This is a genomic window from Staphylococcus hominis subsp. hominis, assembly GCF_002901845.1.
Classification (GTDB): Bacteria; Bacillota; Bacilli; order Staphylococcales; family Staphylococcaceae; genus Staphylococcus; species Staphylococcus hominis.
Genome location: NZ_PPQE01000028.1, coordinates 256409 through 273344, shown reverse-complemented (window position 1 = coordinate 273344; position 16936 = coordinate 256409). Strand labels below are relative to the sequence as shown.

The window sequence follows — 16936 nt, the reverse complement described above, 5'->3', positions numbered from 1 at the left end:
TTTCATTTCTATAAAGAAAGGATCATTAGATGACACATTTACTTCAAGTACAACAACTTAATAAATCGTATAAGAATTCAAATTTCGAATTAAATGATATTTCATTTACTTTAAATCCAGGTGAGGTCATTGGCTTAATTGGTAAAAATGGATCAGGTAAATCCACACTTATTAACACATTAGTGGGTAATCGATTTAAAGATTCAGGAGAGATTTCTTTTTTCAATCAAATTATTTCCGAAAAAGATAAAGATTATAAAGAGCACGTGGGTGTAGTTTTTGATGATTTACGTGTACCGAATAAATTGACAATAACAGAGATTGATAAAGTATTTTTAAATATTTTTAAACATTGGAATAGTGATCAATTTTTCAATCTTATTCAATCATTTGAATTACCTAAAAATAATCAAATTTCTACTTTTTCTAGAGGGATGCGCATGAAAGCAGCATTAGCCATCGCACTTTCTCATGAGACAAAATTATTAATCTTAGATGAAGCAACAGCTGGTATGGATGTTTCAGGACGAGAAGAAGTGTTAGAAATTCTCGAAGATTATGTATCAAAAGGGCATGGTATTTTACTTTCATCTCATATTTCAGAGGATATGGAACAACTTGCTACAAAACTTATTTTTATGCGCGATGGTCATATTCTTTTACAAGAAGACAAACATATATTACTAACTGATTATGGCATTATCGAAACAGATGAAACTTCCCCTTTAGACTTACCTCAAGAGGTAATCATTGCTTCACGAATACGTCATGGTCAACGTCAAACGTTAGTCAAGCAACGTCAACACTTTGAACAAGCACGCCCGCTTCAAAGCATTGATGATGCTACAAAATTAATTATGCGAGGTGATAAATAATGAAAGGACTTATACTTAGTAGTTTTTATGCTTCTAAAAAATCGCTCATAACCTATTTAATTATTGGTATCGTATTAAGTATTGTGTTTGCATTTTTTAGTCCAATGATGTGTTGTTTCATGCTAATGGTCATGTTATTATCTCCCGTATCAGATAACTTAAAACGTGAAAAAGATTCTAAATGGATGTACTATGTGTCTACCCTTCCTACACATAGACATACTTATGTAAAAGCATACTTTGCCTTTTATGGTTTACTCATTTTACTTGGTTTGATAATTGGCGCCATCATTTGTCTTATCGTGACTCAAGATATTATGGTTACATTATTTTCAGCATTCATAGGTATTGGGATGGCTTGTACGTATGCATTAATGTTTCCACTCACATTTAAATTTGGTCCTGAGAATTCAAATGTCATTATGCTTACTACAGCAGTTGTTGCTGTTGCATTATTTTTATCCATGTGGTTCTTTGCTGTTATGCCAATACTCATAAAAGCAGGTTCAATAAGTAAAATCGCTTCAAACCCACTCGTTTTAGTAGCAACTGGTAGTTATGCATTGCTTGGTGTTATTATTTTTGTCATTTCTTATTTTTCATCACTATCTATTTTTAAGAAACAAGAACTATAATCACCAACGTGTGTTCATTGAAGAACACACGTTTGCTCTATTTTATATTTTGGATACATATTGATTAAGGAGGAGAAACTATGGATATTAAAGCAATTGAAGATTATTTAAATATTGAGTCTCAACGTTATCCTCAACCTACTTTAGATGCACTTAACTATTATATGGAACGCTTTATGCTAACCGTTCCTTTTGAAAATATTAGTGTTCAAAATAAAGAAAAGATTTCAGTTGATTTAGATTATTTATTTAATAAATTTATATATCAACATCGTGGTGGGTTTTGCTATGAAATGAATCACTTCTTCGGTAGCTACTTAGAAGCTAAAGGTTTTAAAGTGTTTCGAATGTCAGCAACCGTTCATCAGCCTAATGGCAACTACAGCCCTAAAGGCTCTCATTTATCACTAGTTGTTCTTATTAACAATGGTTACTATATTGCTGATGTGGGATTTGGCGATTTACCATTACAAGCACTCCCAATAACTTCAATTGAAGCGACACAAATTGTGTTTGAAAAGACAGGTCAATTTCGTGCCATTTTTGAAACCCCTACGATGTATCTTCTTCAAAAACTGGAAGAAACAACGTGGGTAACACGTTATAAAGCAGAGTTTATTTCTCGTGATATTCATGATTTTGATAAATTGATTAACTACAATACCTCACATCCTGAATCTATATTTGTAAAGCAACTCATGATTACAAAACCACAAAATTTTGGTCGAGCTACGATGTCTTATCATCACCTTACCCTTACTAAAAGATATAAAAAAGAGCAATTCGCTGTCACACGTGAAAATTATAAAGATTTTTTAAAAACCTATTTTAATCTTGACGTTACTATTCTTCCTTTAGAAAAGTGAATACATTTACTACTGTCGCGTAATAACAACAATGAGGTGAAAACTATGTCTGATATTGAAATTATTGAGCAAAACAAAATAACTTAAAAAATATTTATCTTTGATGAACCTACAACAGAACTTTACGAAGACGATTTACCTATTCTCGTTGACTACTTTAATCATTTGATTGATGAAGGGAATACTGTCATTTTAATCGAACATAATTTAACAATGATGACAGAAGCAGATGGATTTATTGACATTGGACCATTTGCTGGTAAACATGGAGGACAATTATTGTATGCTGGAGAACCTAAAGGACTCCTAGATATTAACAACTCTGTTACAGCAAAACATTTAAGACGATATATTGAATAATAATGATTTAACCCCCGCATGCCCTCAAACACGCGGGGGTTAACATTTACCTACACACTATTATAATAATTTATGTTGCTTCAAGAGTTCTTCTACAAACGTACCTTTTATTTTTTTCAAGAACGTGTGTAATGCAACTTGTTGTATTTTATTTTGCTCGGCTAATGTTTTCAAGTCTTTACGATCATTAAGTTCATACATCGCATCTAATAAGACACGAATATCAAATTCTGTCGCCATGACTTCTGGAACACCTCTATCTATGTCCAGTAATTGATAAACTGCTTCCATCGCTGTTCTTACAGAATATTCTGTAGTAAACACTGTATCTCTTTCTGTCTCTGCGAAGTTACCAATGAAGGCTAAGTTACGAGAGTGCTGAGGGACAACAAGTGGTCGATCGCCAATCGCTCTTGGCATGAAATATGAACAAATATAAGGCATATATACAGGAATCGTATTACAATGTTGTGTTGCGAGGCATTCTATTTGATCAATAGGTAATCCCATATGATATAACCATTCTTGACATATTTCATGACCACTACATTCAACAATCGGTTTATGGATATAATCGCCCTTCTCATCTGAATATAAAGCGTATACCCATACACTCACTTCATCTTTAGGTTGTTGTTTGAATTGTTGTTGACGATTCACAGTAAAACTCATTTGCCATTTAGAATCGTTCACTGTGATAATCCCACCTGTAACTGTTTTTCCAGCTAATGGATCCCGTTTACATAAACGTTCGATAGCTTCAATGACCGTCTTGTTATTTGTCGTTACCGTTGCTGAGACGAACCAACTTTTATCTGGTAAATCTTTATAAAACTTTTCAGGATTACCAAACTCAGGGCTTTGTTTGGCTAAGTTACGCCATAAGTTCCAACTTCCGCCAATATCTTTTGTAGGAGGTGCGGGTGTGTCATTATCACCATATGTTGAACTTTCTGTGATACTACCATTAGTAATAAATACGAGATCATCGGGTGTGAGCTGAATCGTTTCTTTATTACCATTTCGTTTTAGTTCAATTGTTTTAGCAACTTTGTCTTTGGTAGTAACATCTACTTTAACGTCAAGCACTTGAACATTATATTCAAATTGCACACCATGGGACGTTAAGTATGCAACCATAGGGCGTACGAGTGATTCGTATTGATTGTATTTAGTAAATTTTAAAGCACTAAAATCAGCTAATCCTCCAATGTGATGCACAAATCTCATTAAATAACGACGCATTTCCATCGCAGAATGCCAAGGTTCAAATGCGAACATCGTTTTCCAATAAATCCAAAAGTTCGAATTCATGAAATCCTCTGACAAGACATCTGAAATTGTTACATCATTTAAATCTTCTTCTTTCATCAAACATAATTGAAGTATGTCTTTCATTGCTTGTTTCGTTAAAGTAAAGTCTCCGTCTGTAGGCAAGCGTTGACCCCTTTCTTCAATAACACGACATCGTGAGTAGTTTGGATCTTCTTTATTTAACCAATAAAACTCATCTAAAACTGAAGCATCTTCAATTTCAAGTGATGGGATGGAGCGAAATAAATCCCATAAACACTCGAAATGGTTCTCCATTTCTCTGCCACCACGCATGACATAGCCTTTCATTGGAAGTTCAGTTCCATCCAAACTTCCACCAGATTTAGATAATTCTTCTAAAATGTGAATGTTTGACCCATCCATTTGCCCATCTCTAATTAAAAAACATGCAGCAGCTAAAGAAGCCAATCCAGAGCCGATTAAATAAGCAGACTTTTGTTCTACATGTTCAGGTTTCTTCGGACGTGCAAATGCTTCATAATTTCCATTACTATAGTACATATGATTCACTTCCCAATTTATATTTTTTAGTTATCTATGAAAAGTAGTAAACTATAAGTAAATGCTTTAGAAATTAATCTACCCTTCGCTTATATTATAATCATTTTATAAAATATTATTGTGAGTCAGTTAAGTGAAAATGTAACTTAAGTGACATTTTTGATAAAATGTCCTAAATGAGAGGTGAACAACATGAATAATCAAGATTTACGTGTACAACGAACAAAAAAAGCACTCATTACTACATTCTCAGATTTGCTTGAAACGAAATCTTTTGACAATATCACGATTCAAGATTTATGCGAAAAAGCAAATGTACGTCGTTCTACATTTTACCGTCATTTCAATGATAAGTATGATTTACTTAATCATATTGTTGGTACATTAATTGAATATTTTCGAACGTTACATTTGCCTGAAATTGATCCAAAAGATCCGAGACAATTTTTCAATAAATTTATGAAAGATATTTTACTTTTCATTAGTGATAACAAAGCAATGGTAAAAAGTGTCATTTCTATCAATATTTATAGTGAAGTTTATCAAATTTTATATAATCAAATTTATGCAGTGGTTAAACGACAAATTGAATTTGATAAACAAATTGGACAATTTTACATAGATGAGTTCATTTATGGAGAATTTCTAGCTGGAGGCATTTTAAGCGTTATTCTAAACTGGATTCAGTATGGTCAACAATCCATTGATGACGTGTCTTCAGATATCGTTACCATGATTTGTGGAGCGAGAGAAGTTCATTTAAAGTTATTAAAATAAAACGAGAGCGGGAAACAAATATCGTACTGACTTATTAAATTGTTTGACCTTCATCTCACAATTAATAGTACGGTAAAGGATATCCCGCTTTTATTTAGAACCATTTCCATACTTTTTTAGCATTTACTCGTGGATACGTCGTTTCTGGTAAGAAATCACGTTTATAATGCACATAGGCTTTTCCGTCTTTATTGATTCGTATATCCCATTTTTTATTATCTTTAGGAACGGTATCATATAAATTTTTATCTACTTTATATGTCTTACCGCCAATCTTATGTTCTCCTTTAGATAATACTTTTTTGTATTCATATTCTTTGCGATAATGTTTAAAAATCGCATTCCCTATTCGATTACGATTGTATTTAGCATTATTATCCATATACGGTGCCACATTCATAACCACTTCATTGAGTCGAAGGTGATTTTGTTGGTTAGTTAAAGCAATATTATATCCTTTATCACTCGTACCCGTTTTCAATCCATCTGTACCTTTTAAGTAAAGTGGCTCATGTTTAATTGATAAATTAGTATTGTTAAAAGTATAACCTTTTTGAGTATCTTGACTAAGTTGCGTTATGTTTAAAATTTTCGGATGTTTGGCGATTAAGTGATGAGATAATATCGCAATATCTTCTGACGTACTTTTAGGATAAATATCTTTTCTATATTTCTTTGGTGCTTGTTGTCCAAGTAAATCATTAGCAGCACCTGCTGGATTCACAAAATGTGTATGTTTCATATGAAAAGCCTTAGCTTGTGCATTCATTTTGTCTGTGAACGTTGACGTATTGCCGCTCACTTGTTCTCCTAAAATCATTGCGGCTGAATTGCTTGAAGGTAAGGCTGCCTGTGTTAATAAATCTTTAATAGTATATATTTGACCTTGATTTAAAGGGACAGATGTTAAATTTGGCTTTTTAGATAATTGATCATACGCGCTCGTGATTTTAACTTTATCGTCTAACTTAAGTTTTCCTTGATGAACTGCTTCTAATGTTAAATAGAGGGTCATCATTTTAGACAAAGAAGCAGGATCCGCTTCTTTATTTCCTTGGAAATTATATAATATTTGTCCTTGTTGTGTCGTAAGCGTTACACCATCAGGTTCATAATTTGAACTTACTGCAATATTACCTTCTTTATTTGTAATATCAACAGGTGTTTCTGCTGCATCAGAGATTGACGTTCCAAATAATGTAAATAAACTAAGTATTCCAATACTTTGTGTTACTTTCAAAAACATTATATTACCTACTTTTTATTTTTATAATATTGTATAATATATTTTATAACAACTTTATAAGCGAATTACAACTAAGTATCTAATATATATTCTTTAATTATAAAATAAAGAAGAGTTGGACAAATGGTCTTACGAATTTTATCCAACTCTTTTGGTTACAGTATACTATTGATAGGATTTATCTCCTTTAAAATATTGACGATCTGTCTCACTATAAACTTTACTCGGATCTAAAAATGGTTTTAATTTATATTTAAAATCATATAAATTTAATCCATCAATCGCAACACGATCTTGATAGACACTATCATTGCCGATATCTGTAAAATTATTGGGTCCTACACCTGCTAAAAATTTAAATCCTTCATCACGAACAAGATATTGATATGCTTTAGACCCTCTATCTTGAGCACCGTGTGGATAAATAAATACATCTGTTTTGCCAATAATTGGCTCTACTTCGTTTTTCCAACGTTTCGTATCACGAACAATTTGATCATATGAACTATTTGCAAAATCGATATGTCCCCATGAATGACTTGCAAATGTCCAACCATCTCGTTTCATTGCTTTGACAACTTTTTCAGCGTCTTTTTTACGTTTTAGATAATCTTTATTATTTAACTCATTTGTTCGATAACCTAACACGCCATTATATCCTGTTAGCGCAACGACGCCTTTTTGACCATTGAGTGAAAAGTCAGGATGGTCTTTCACGAATTGATTCAATATAGGTACAATATCATTTGTTTCACTTGTTGTTACCTTACCATTTTTATCTTTAGTTTCAGAAACGACATGTTGCTTCTGATCTAACACTAAACGATCTGCATATCCATGACCTCTCATGTACTCATAATAATTCATATCATCAATGGATAAAATTAATGGTTTCTTACCTTTAGGTAATTTTAATTCTTTTCTAGTAATTGTCTTTCCTTTTAAATCATAAGCCTCATGTGGATCTATTAATATGTAATGGTGTTTATAAAGTTCGTTTAATGAACGCTTAAACTCATCAGCTGTAATCATCCAATCAAAATTACCCTTAGCTTGATTCTTCTCTTGTGTAAAAGCTACTTTAGGTTCAGTAATCACTGGATGATAAAATACATGTGCAATATCACCTTGATACACTTGCCAATCTTTTTTATTCTGAGTACTTTTTTTCGCATATATATTTGCGATATTTTCTTTATCCTTTTTAGTGTCTTTCTTTGATGATGACAATGTTGAAAATTGACATGCACATAAAACTATAGATATTAAAACAATAAGCGTGCTAAGTAAATATGTCTTAGTCATATAGTTACTCCTTTAAGTTATAGAAATATTATAATACCTTCCAACATTATATAATAATTTTATATTATTTATAATAGATGTGTTTCAACTTTTGAATACGCTTATTTTAAAATAGACTTAACACGTTTATATACAAAACCTACATATCTAAATCTTGAGCTATATCATTTATTGTGGGCATACCACCTTGTGCGCCAAGTGCTGTAACTGAATGACTAGCGGCGACATTAGCAAATGCAATAGCTTTAGCAAGTGAATCGTCTTTTTGTAATCCGACTGCAAGCGCACCATTAAATGTATCCCCAGCGCCTGTGGTATCTTTTACTTCTCGTTCAATTCCTTGAATTTCAATTTGTTCTAAACCATCGTAAAATACAGCACCTAATGCACCTTGTGTCACAATCAATTTATCAGGATAACGTTCTAACGCTTGATCAATGTCTCCTTCAAACATATTTTCACTTTCAGTTTCATTTGGTGTTAAATATGTTACTTGTTCCAATATATCATCTGAAATGTCTCTATATGGAGCTGGATTTAAAATAGAAGTAAGTTCATGTTCATAGCAATAATGAACAGTGTGAGCAACAACATCAGCTGGAATCTCTTGTTGAAGTAACACAATATCTCCTTTATTTGCTTTTGATAAAGCTGAGTCTACCAAAGAGACTGTGACTTTATGATTTGCTGAAGGTACAACAATAATACTATTATCATTATCAGCTAGTGTAATGTGTGCGGTACCTGAAGGTCCTTTTACTTTTTTTACATATTCAACATTTACATGATTATGCTTTAGATTTTCAAGAATTTGTTTACCTAACATATCATCGCCAATACACCCTACCATGTGAACATGGTCACCTAATCTTGCTGCTGCCACTGCTTGATTCGCGCCTTTACCACCTGGTGTAGTGAAAAATGTATTTCCTAATACTGTTTCACCTTTACTGGGCACTTGGTCAGTCGACACAACCAAATCCATCGACATACTTCCCACAACATATATACGTTTCATATTAACCCTCTCCTTTTTCTTTCTCATCCATATCATATCTAAATTAGCATAAATAATAAAAAAAAGAGTGAGACAACACATTTAAAAAGAAATGCGGTCTCACTCTCATTAATATGTTCTAACTTTTAACTTCATGCTGCTCTTTACCTGCAAACATCACAAGCCACGTTGCAAAAATAAATGGAGCGGTGAAAATAGGAAGACCAATTGGGGCTAATGTTGTAGCTAATGCACCATGCATCACTACTGTTAATAATAAACCAGTAATCACTGCAAGAATCGGATTGAATTTTGTTTTAAACGTCGCACCCAACGCAATACCCGTTAATATTGAGTTATAGCCGTACAATCCATCAGTAATAGTGGGATAGTCTCCACCTAGTAATGTGATACATATCACTGCTAAAATACTTGATACTACTGCATAGATCCCGCCTTTTACTGAACCAATAAAAATACCAATAATAATTAACAGACTACCAATGATTGATGTCACTAAGAAAATTTCACTAAAGTTTGTAATGATACCGCTAATAAAATTCACATGTGAATGACTGATGTCTGGATGTTTAATTTTAGTAGGCAAAATATCTATTGTGATATGCATTTTTGAAAATTGCATGCCCATTGCTAAAATTAACCAAGTCATAAAGACAAATGGAAAAGTTAACATGGGTAGACCATATGGTTTTAAAATTTCTCGGATTGCAGCTCCAACTGGTAAAGTAAGAGTGGTCGCTACAATAAGTACAATCCAATTCACTAAAGATGCTTCTAAGAATAACGCTAACCCGATTGCTGTTAATACTGAATTGTATCCAGCTAATCCATCATGGACTTCATCCTCACTATAATTAAAGTGCGGCGCTAGAATAAGTGCAATGAGACTTCCCACTGTTGCTCCTAATCCAATCTTCCAATTTGCAATAAATAATCCTATCAGAATACACAGCCCTGACCATTTATTATTCATAAATATGACTTGAGCAATATTTTTTAAGAAAATCTCTACATATTTCATAAACTCACCTTTATTATTTTATTCATTCCCTTTCTAATTATTATACCTTTTAAACACTTTTGTAACATTAAAAATATATAGAAATTTAATTTAAAAAGTAATTTTAAATAAAGTTAAAAGATAAATTACTTGTAAAAAATATTCTACAGTTTTATGATTAATGTTGCAGTACTTATTTTTAAAAGAAAGAAGGCATAACAGTGCATTTTACTCAACGGGAACAAGATAAATTAATGATTGTCGTAGCTGCTGAAGTAGCGCGTCGACGCAAAGCACGTGGCTTAAAATTAAATTATCCAGAAGCATTAGCACTTATTAGTGATGAATTACTAGAAGGTGCACGTGATGGTAAAACTGTAGCTGATTTAATGAGTTACGGTAAACAAATTTTAAATAAAGATGATGTCATGGAAGGCGTCGATAGCATGTTGACTGATATTGAAATTGAAGCAACATTCCCAGATGGAACTAAATTAATCACTATCCATCATCCAATCGTGTAAGGAGGATTTATAAATGAAACCTGGTGAAATTAAAATAAAAAATACAGAAATTGAAATTAATCAAGGTCATTTTGAAACAGTGATCAATGTTAAAAATACTGGAGATCGTCCAATTCAAGTTGGTTCACATTTTCATTTCTTTGAAGCCAATAAAGGTTTAAAATTTGATCGTGAAAAAGCATATGGGAAACACTTAGATATTCCTGCCGGTGCTGCTGTTCGCTTTGAACCTGGCGACGAGAAAAAAGTTCAACTCGTTGAATATGCTGGTAACCGTAGAATTTATGGTTTCCGCGGTTTAGTTAACGGTGAAATTGACGAAGATCGCGTTTATCGTCCAACTGGTAAAAACAATGAATATGCTGCGCCAAAAGGTGATAATGGCGAAAAAAATATGAACAAAATGGGAGGTAAACAGTAATGAGCTTTAAAATGACTCAATCTCAGTATACAAGTTTATATGGTCCAACTGTTGGCGATGCAGTACGACTAGGTGACACCAACTTATTTGCAACTGTTGAAAAAGATTATGCAAATTACGGTGAAGAAGCAACGTTTGGTGGCGGTAAATCTATTCGTGATGGCATGGCTCAAAACCCTAACGTTACACGCGATGACCGCAAAGTGGCTGACTTAGTATTAACAAATGCATTAATTATAGATTATGACAAAATTGTTAAAGCAGATATCGGTGTTAAAAATGGTTATATCTTTGCAATTGGTAAAGCAGGTAACCCTGATATCATGGATAATGTAGATATTATTATTGGTTCAACAACTGATATTATCTCAGCTGAAGGTAAAATCGTAACAGCTGGTGGTATCGATACACACGTTCACTTTATTAACCCCGAACAAGCAGAAGTTGCGCTTGAAAGTGGTGTGACAACACATATCGGTGGTGGTACGGGTGCATCAGAAGGTGCTAAAGCTACAACCGTTACACCTGGACCATGGTATATTCATCGTATGTTAGAAGCTGCTGAAGATTTACCAATTAATGTTGGTTTCACTGGTAAAGGGCAAGCTGTAAACCACACTGCATTAATTGAACAAATTCATGCTGGTGTGATCGGCTTAAAAGTACATGAAGACTGGGGTGCAACTCCTTCAGCGTTAAGTCATGCATTGGATGTAGCAGATGAATTTGATGTACAAATTGCTCTACATGCTGATACATTAAATGAAGCAGGGTTCATGGAAGATACAATGGCCGCTGTAAAAGACCGTGTTTTACACATGTATCATACAGAAGGTGCTGGTGGTGGACATGCGCCAGATTTAATTAAATCTGCATCGTATCCGAATATTTTACCGTCATCTACAAACCCAACATTACCTTACACACATAATACTGTAGATGAACATTTAGACATGGTTATGATTACACACCATTTAAATGCATCTATCCCTGAAGATATTGCTTTCGCAGACTCACGTATTCGTAAAGAAACGATTGCAGCTGAAGACGTATTACAAGATATGGGTGTATTTAGCATGGTAAGTTCTGACTCTCAAGCGATGGGTCGTGTGGGTGAAGTTATCACACGTACATGGCAAGTTGCACATCGTATGAAAGAACAACGTGGTGCTCTAGAAGGTGATACTGACTATAACGATAACAATCGTATTAAACGTTATATCGCAAAATATACAATTAACCCTGCGATTACACATGGTATTTCTGACTATGTTGGATCAATCGAAAAAGGTAAATTAGCTGACTTAGTTCTATGGAATCCAGCTTTCTTCGGTGTAAAACCTGAACTTGTTGTTAAAGGTGGATTGATTAACTCAGCAGTGAATGGTGATGCGAATGCTTCTATTCCGACATCAGAACCTATGAAATATCGTAAAATGTATGGTCAATATGGTGCAAATAAACAACACACTGCGATTACATTCGTTTCTAAAACAGCATACGAAAACGGTATTTATAACCAACTAAACTTAGAACGTATGGTTCGACCAGTCCATGGTATCCGTAATCTTACTAAAAAAGATATGAAAAATAACGATGCAACACCTAAATTAGATGTTGATCCACAAACATATGAAGTATTTGTAGATGGTGAAAAAATCACAAGTGAACCAGCAACTGAATTACCATTAGCACAAAGATACTTCTTATTCTAGGAGGTACTCAGATGATAGTAGAAGACATTCAAGGCAATATCGCTAACCTTTCTGCAGAGGAAAAACAAAAGCATGTAGAAAAAGTATATCTTGAAAACTCTGATCTAGTTAAACGTATTCAACGTGTCACAACAGATCACGGTAATGAAATCGGTATTCGTTTAAAACAACCTATCGATTTACAATATGGCGATATTTTATATCAAGATGACAACAATATGATTGTAGTAGATGTAAACTCGGAAGATTTACTTGTCATTAAGCCACGTAACATACAAGAAATGGGAGATATTGCGCATCAATTAGGTAATCGTCATTTACCTGCGCAATTCACAGAAACTGAAATGCTTGTACAATATGACTACCTAGTAGAAGATTTATTAAAAACGCTAGGTATTCCCTATAGCCATGAAGATCGAAAAGTGAATAAAGCCTTCAGACATATAGGTCATTCACATGATTGATCATTCACATTTACGACTATTTCAGTTCTGTGATTCACAATTCCCTACTGGCGCATTTAGTCATTCATTTGGACTAGAAACATATATTCAACGTCAAGCTGTTCACGATGCAAATTCATTTAAAGAATGGTTAGAACTCTTTTTAAATGAACAGTTAACGTATTCAGATGGACTTGCAATGCGTTTAGTTTATAACGCTTTAAATAATGGTGATACAGAAAAAGTATTACAACTTGATCAATTAATTTATGTCCAAAGTTTACCAAGAGAAACACGCATAGGTGCAAAACAAATGGGTACACGTATGGTAAAACTGGCCATGGAACTTTATGATAGTCCATGGATTAAATGGTACCATCAACAGATGAAAGATAAACGTGCAAAACTGCATCCAGCTATTTGTTTTACAATGCTAGGACATTATTTAGGCGTCGATATTGAAACGATTATTGATTACTATCTATATCAGAACGTTTCCAGTTTAACGCAAAATGCAGTACGTGCAATTCCCTTAGGTCAAACAATAGGACAACAAGTTGTGACGGAGATGATTCCATATATCGAGCGTACACGACAACATATTCTCACATTAAACGAAGAAGACTTTGGTTTAACAGCTCCTGGTTTAGAGCTTAATCAAATGGAGCATGAAAACGTAAACGTGAGAATCTTTATTTCATAGGAGGTAATATACATGGCAAATCCAATTAAAATTGGTGTAGGCGGTCCTGTAGGTGCAGGTAAAACACAATTAATTGAAAAACTTGTACGTCGTCTATCAAAAGATATGAGTATTGGCGTGATTACAAACGATATTTACACAAAAGAAGACCAAAAAATCTTAGTGAATACTGGTGTTTTACCAGAAGATAGAATTATCGGTGTGGAAACGGGTGGCTGTCCACATACAGCAATTCGTGAAGATGCATCAATGAACTTTGCTGCAATCGATGAATTATTAGATCGTCATGAGGATATTGAACTTATTTTCATCGAATCAGGTGGCGATAACTTAGCTGCTACTTTCAGTCCTGAATTAGTAGATTTCTCTATTTATATCATCGATGTAGCTCAAGGTGAAAAAATTCCACGTAAAGGTGGACAAGGTATGATTAAATCTGATTACTTTATCATTAATAAAACAGATTTAGCAGAATTTGTTGGCGCATCACTTGACCAAATGGCAGAAGATACTAAAACATTTCGTGGCAATCGTCCCTTCACATTTACAAATTTAAAAACCGACGATGGTTTAGATAATGTCATTGAATGGATTGAACGTGATGCATTACTTAAAGGATTAGCTTAATGGTACAACATCAATTCGATTCGAAACCTTCTTGGACTGGACAATTGGATCTCACTGTTTTTAATAATGATGAGCGTTCTGTTGCCCGTAATATCTTTTTCGAAAAAGCGTTAAAGGTTATTCGTCCAGTTTATTTAAATTTCTCTAAGATTCCAACATTTTATATCGTCAATGTTGGCGGTGGTTATTTAGATGGCGATCGTTATCGTATGAATATTAATGTCGAAGAAGAGGCTAAAGTCACTTTGACCTCTCAAGGTGCAACTAAAATTTATAAGACGTTAAACGATTGCGTGAAACAATATCAAACATTCAATATAGCAAAAGATGGTTATATGGAATATGTAGGAGACCCTATTATTGCTTATGAAAGAGCAAAGTTTTTCCAACATAACGTCTTTAATTTAGATAAAAGTGCATCCATGTTCTATACCGATATTTTAACCCCAGGCTATTCTGAAAAAGACACACCATTCACTTACGACTACATGCATTTAATTAATGAAATTTATGTAGATGATGTGCTTATCACCTACGATAATTTACGAATGCACCCAAGTGAAACAAAAATGAGTTCGATTGGCTATATGGAAAACTATACACATCTTGGTTCGGCTTATTGTATACACCCTAATATAACGCAAAAATTCATTGAAGATGTGTATGATGAAATTAAAGATTATACAAAGCAATACGATTGCCGTATTGGTATTACGCAATTACCTACACATGGTTTTACAGTCCGTGTATTATCTAATCTGACACAAGAAATTGAAGAAGTGCTTACACGCGTCCAAGCTTATATTGCTGATAAATTATATCATCGTCAACTCGACTTTTTAAGAAAATATTAATAATTAATTAAAATACACCTTATATCACGAGTACAAAGACTCGATATAAGGTGTTATTCTTTTACACTTATTTTTCTATTTTTATTTATTATCATTAAATATATATTGATAGATATCATGCGACACTTGTTCAAAATCATCAACATTAAGTGAAAGATAGAATTTGAGTTTAGGCTCTGTTCCTGAAGGACGTAATGCGACAAATCCTTCATCAAAGATTAACCGAATCACATTTGACTTTGGTAAAGCTATCGACTCAGTAGTACCATCATCTTTATTTATTCTCTCTTGGCTTTGATAATCTTCAACTGCGATCACTTTTAATCCGCCCAACGTATCTGGAATGTGTTGACGAAGGTGTTCCATTAACGTTGCAATTTCTTGTTGCCCCTTTTTTCCTTCAAATATTTTAGATGTAGGTTGATCGCGATAATATCCTACTTCCTCATATATATCCGTTAAGGCATCATGTAATGTTTTACCTTCATTTTTTAAAATAGAAGCATATTTAATGACTAACGGAACAACTTGAATCGCATCTTTATCTCTTACAAATTCACCCGCAAGGTAACCATAACTTTCCTCATAAGCGAAAATAAATGTTTCATCCTCACGTAATTCGCGAATGGCCTTGGCAATAAATTTAAAACCAATTAAGACTTCCTTCACAGTGACCCCATGTTGCTTTGCGAAACGTTTCCCTAGTTCACCACTTACGATGGATTGAATCATGACTGGCTGTTTAGGAAGCGTCCTATAATCGACTAAATATTTAATCATTAACGCACCTATTTCACTGCCATTAAAATAGTGAATATGACCATCATGATCTCGTTCAACGAATCCCATTCGATCCACATCAGGGTCTGTCGCAATGATTAAATCCGCTTTAGAGTATTGGGCTTGTTTGATAGCTAGATCAAACGCTTCATGTTCTTCTGGATTGGCGCTTTTTACAGAACTAAAATCAGGATCAATTTTACATTGTGCGTCAACAAGTTCAATCTTATTAAAGTGAAGATGGCTTAGCACCTTCGGAATAATAGGTGTTCCTGTACCATGTAAACTCGTATACACCACATTTAAGTTTGATGGAGGTATGTCACCAATCAATTGGTTAATTTCCGCAAAATAGTACTGATTAATATCTTTTGGTAAAGGTAAAATATTTTCTTTAATTAACGTCTCATTTAATTCAATGTCTAAATGAAGTGGATCATCTAATTGTTCAATATACTTAGCTACTTCAAGTGAGGCGACATCGTCGAGCTGTGCTCCATCAGCACCATATACTTTAATGCCATTATAATCTTTAGGATTGTGACTAGCTGTAATCATAATACCTGCAGACGTTTGAAGATATCTCACTGCATAAGATAACTGCGGAGTCGTTTGATATGTATCCGATACATATACTTTAATATGATGAGACGCTAAAATATGCGCGATAATGTCTGCAAATTCTGCTGATAAATGACGAATGTCATAATGAATGACAATGGAAGGTTGTGCCATATTATCTTGTAAATAATATGCAATTCCTAAAGCTAGACGTTGAATGGTATATCGATTTAAACGTCCTGGACCTAAACCAAATTGACCACGAATACCTGCTGTTCCAAAGGAAAGTGTCGTTTCAAACCCTTCTTGTTGAAATTGATATGATTGTTGGTCATAGAATGATCCTACGAGACTATCTGCTTTATGTGTTATCCAATTGTCTTTCATCCA

Annotated in this window: 17 protein-coding genes and 1 pseudogene; 12 read left to right on the top strand and 6 right to left on the bottom strand. The window is 33.7% G+C overall.

Annotated features, from left to right (window positions below; translation table 11 throughout):
- The first annotated feature begins 29 nt into the window (after positions 1-29).
- The 4 genes and pseudogenes from CD034_RS08535 to CD034_RS08520 form a co-directional block, all read left to right on the top strand.
- The gene (locus tag CD034_RS08535) at positions 30-875 is read left to right on the top strand and encodes an ABC transporter ATP-binding protein (RefSeq protein ID WP_002449350.1); all 846 of its coding nucleotides are present in this window, start codon (positions 30-32) and stop codon (positions 873-875) included.
- Positions 875-1510: an ABC-2 transporter permease gene (locus tag CD034_RS08530; protein WP_002449477.1), complete on the top strand. Its 636-nt coding sequence runs from the start codon at positions 875-877 to the stop codon at positions 1508-1510. Before CD034_RS08535 ends, CD034_RS08530 begins: the two co-directional genes overlap by 1 nt.
- Positions 1511-1590: 80 nt before the next feature.
- Entirely contained in the window at positions 1591-2376 is a 786-nt protein-coding gene (locus tag CD034_RS08525) for an arylamine N-acetyltransferase (protein ID WP_054105647.1), read from the top strand.
- A gap of 90 nt (positions 2377-2466) precedes the next feature.
- A pseudogene (locus CD034_RS08520) lies at positions 2467-2736 on the top strand (ATP-binding cassette domain-containing protein); the annotation flags it as partial.
- Between the two features lie 60 nt (positions 2737-2796).
- Here CD034_RS08520 and CD034_RS08515 read toward each other — a convergent pair.
- Positions 2797-4572 carry an oleate hydratase gene (locus CD034_RS08515; RefSeq protein WP_002449505.1) on the bottom strand — a complete coding sequence of 592 codons (1776 nt, stop codon included), beginning with the start codon at positions 4570-4572 and terminating at the stop codon, positions 2797-2799.
- 192 nt (positions 4573-4764) lie between these two features.
- On the opposite strand from CD034_RS08515, the gene CD034_RS08510 reads away from it, so the two are divergent.
- Positions 4765-5349, top strand: a complete 585-nt coding sequence (locus CD034_RS08510) for a TetR/AcrR family transcriptional regulator (protein WP_002449257.1) — start codon at positions 4765-4767, stop codon at positions 5347-5349.
- Between the two features lie 94 nt (positions 5350-5443).
- On the opposite strand, the gene pbp4 is transcribed toward CD034_RS08510, so the two are convergent.
- The 4 genes from pbp4 to yut all read right to left on the bottom strand — a co-directional run bounded on the left by pbp4 (position 5444) and on the right by yut (position 9939).
- Positions 5444-6595 (bottom strand): penicillin-binding protein PBP4, encoded by a 1152-nt coding sequence (gene pbp4 / locus CD034_RS08505; RefSeq protein ID WP_103288299.1) that lies wholly within the window; start codon positions 6593-6595, stop codon positions 5444-5446.
- Positions 6596-6760: 165 nt separating this feature from the next.
- Positions 6761-7900 (bottom strand): polysaccharide deacetylase family protein, encoded by a 1140-nt coding sequence (locus tag CD034_RS08500; RefSeq protein WP_002449401.1) that lies wholly within the window; start codon positions 7898-7900, stop codon positions 6761-6763.
- A 139-nt stretch (positions 7901-8039) separates the two neighbouring features.
- Positions 8040-8918, bottom strand: a complete 879-nt coding sequence (locus tag CD034_RS08495) for a ribokinase (RefSeq protein WP_002454710.1) — start codon at positions 8916-8918, stop codon at positions 8040-8042.
- Between the two features lie 118 nt (positions 8919-9036).
- Complete coding sequence (gene yut, locus CD034_RS08490) at positions 9037-9939, bottom strand: urea transporter (RefSeq protein WP_002449220.1); 903 nt, start codon at positions 9937-9939, stop codon at positions 9037-9039.
- Between the two features lie 200 nt (positions 9940-10139).
- On the opposite strand from yut, the gene CD034_RS08485 reads away from it, so the two are divergent.
- From CD034_RS08485 to CD034_RS08455, 7 genes are read left to right on the top strand one after another with little or no spacing between them, the layout of a single operon-like run.
- The gene (locus tag CD034_RS08485) at positions 10140-10442 is read left to right on the top strand and encodes an urease subunit gamma (RefSeq protein WP_002449337.1); all 303 of its coding nucleotides are present in this window, start codon (positions 10140-10142) and stop codon (positions 10440-10442) included.
- A 13-nt stretch (positions 10443-10455) separates the two neighbouring features.
- Positions 10456-10863: an urease subunit beta gene (gene ureB, locus CD034_RS08480; protein WP_103288298.1), complete on the top strand. Its 408-nt coding sequence runs from the start codon at positions 10456-10458 to the stop codon at positions 10861-10863.
- Positions 10863-12578, top strand: a complete 1716-nt coding sequence (gene ureC, locus CD034_RS08475) for an urease subunit alpha (RefSeq protein ID WP_002449517.1) — start codon at positions 10863-10865, stop codon at positions 12576-12578. Before ureB ends, ureC begins: the two co-directional genes overlap by 1 nt.
- Before the next feature lie 11 nt (positions 12579-12589).
- Positions 12590-13042: an urease accessory protein UreE gene (ureE, locus tag CD034_RS08470; protein WP_002449547.1), complete on the top strand. Its 453-nt coding sequence runs from the start codon at positions 12590-12592 to the stop codon at positions 13040-13042.
- Positions 13035-13724: an urease accessory protein UreF gene (locus tag CD034_RS08465; protein WP_002449186.1), complete on the top strand. Its 690-nt coding sequence runs from the start codon at positions 13035-13037 to the stop codon at positions 13722-13724. Before ureE ends, CD034_RS08465 begins: the two co-directional genes overlap by 8 nt.
- Before the next feature lie 12 nt (positions 13725-13736).
- Complete coding sequence (gene ureG, locus CD034_RS08460) at positions 13737-14351, top strand: urease accessory protein UreG (protein ID WP_002449460.1); 615 nt, start codon at positions 13737-13739, stop codon at positions 14349-14351.
- Positions 14351-15205 (top strand): urease accessory protein UreD, encoded by an 855-nt coding sequence (locus tag CD034_RS08455; RefSeq protein ID WP_002449428.1) that lies wholly within the window; start codon positions 14351-14353, stop codon positions 15203-15205. Before ureG ends, CD034_RS08455 begins: the two co-directional genes overlap by 1 nt.
- An 81-nt stretch (positions 15206-15286) precedes the next feature.
- Here the strand turns inward: CD034_RS08455 and CD034_RS08450 are convergent, their stop codons facing one another.
- Positions 15287-16933 carry a phospho-sugar mutase gene (locus CD034_RS08450; protein ID WP_002449293.1) on the bottom strand — a complete coding sequence of 549 codons (1647 nt, stop codon included), beginning with the start codon at positions 16931-16933 and terminating at the stop codon, positions 15287-15289.
- Positions 16934-16936: the final 3 nt, after the last annotated feature.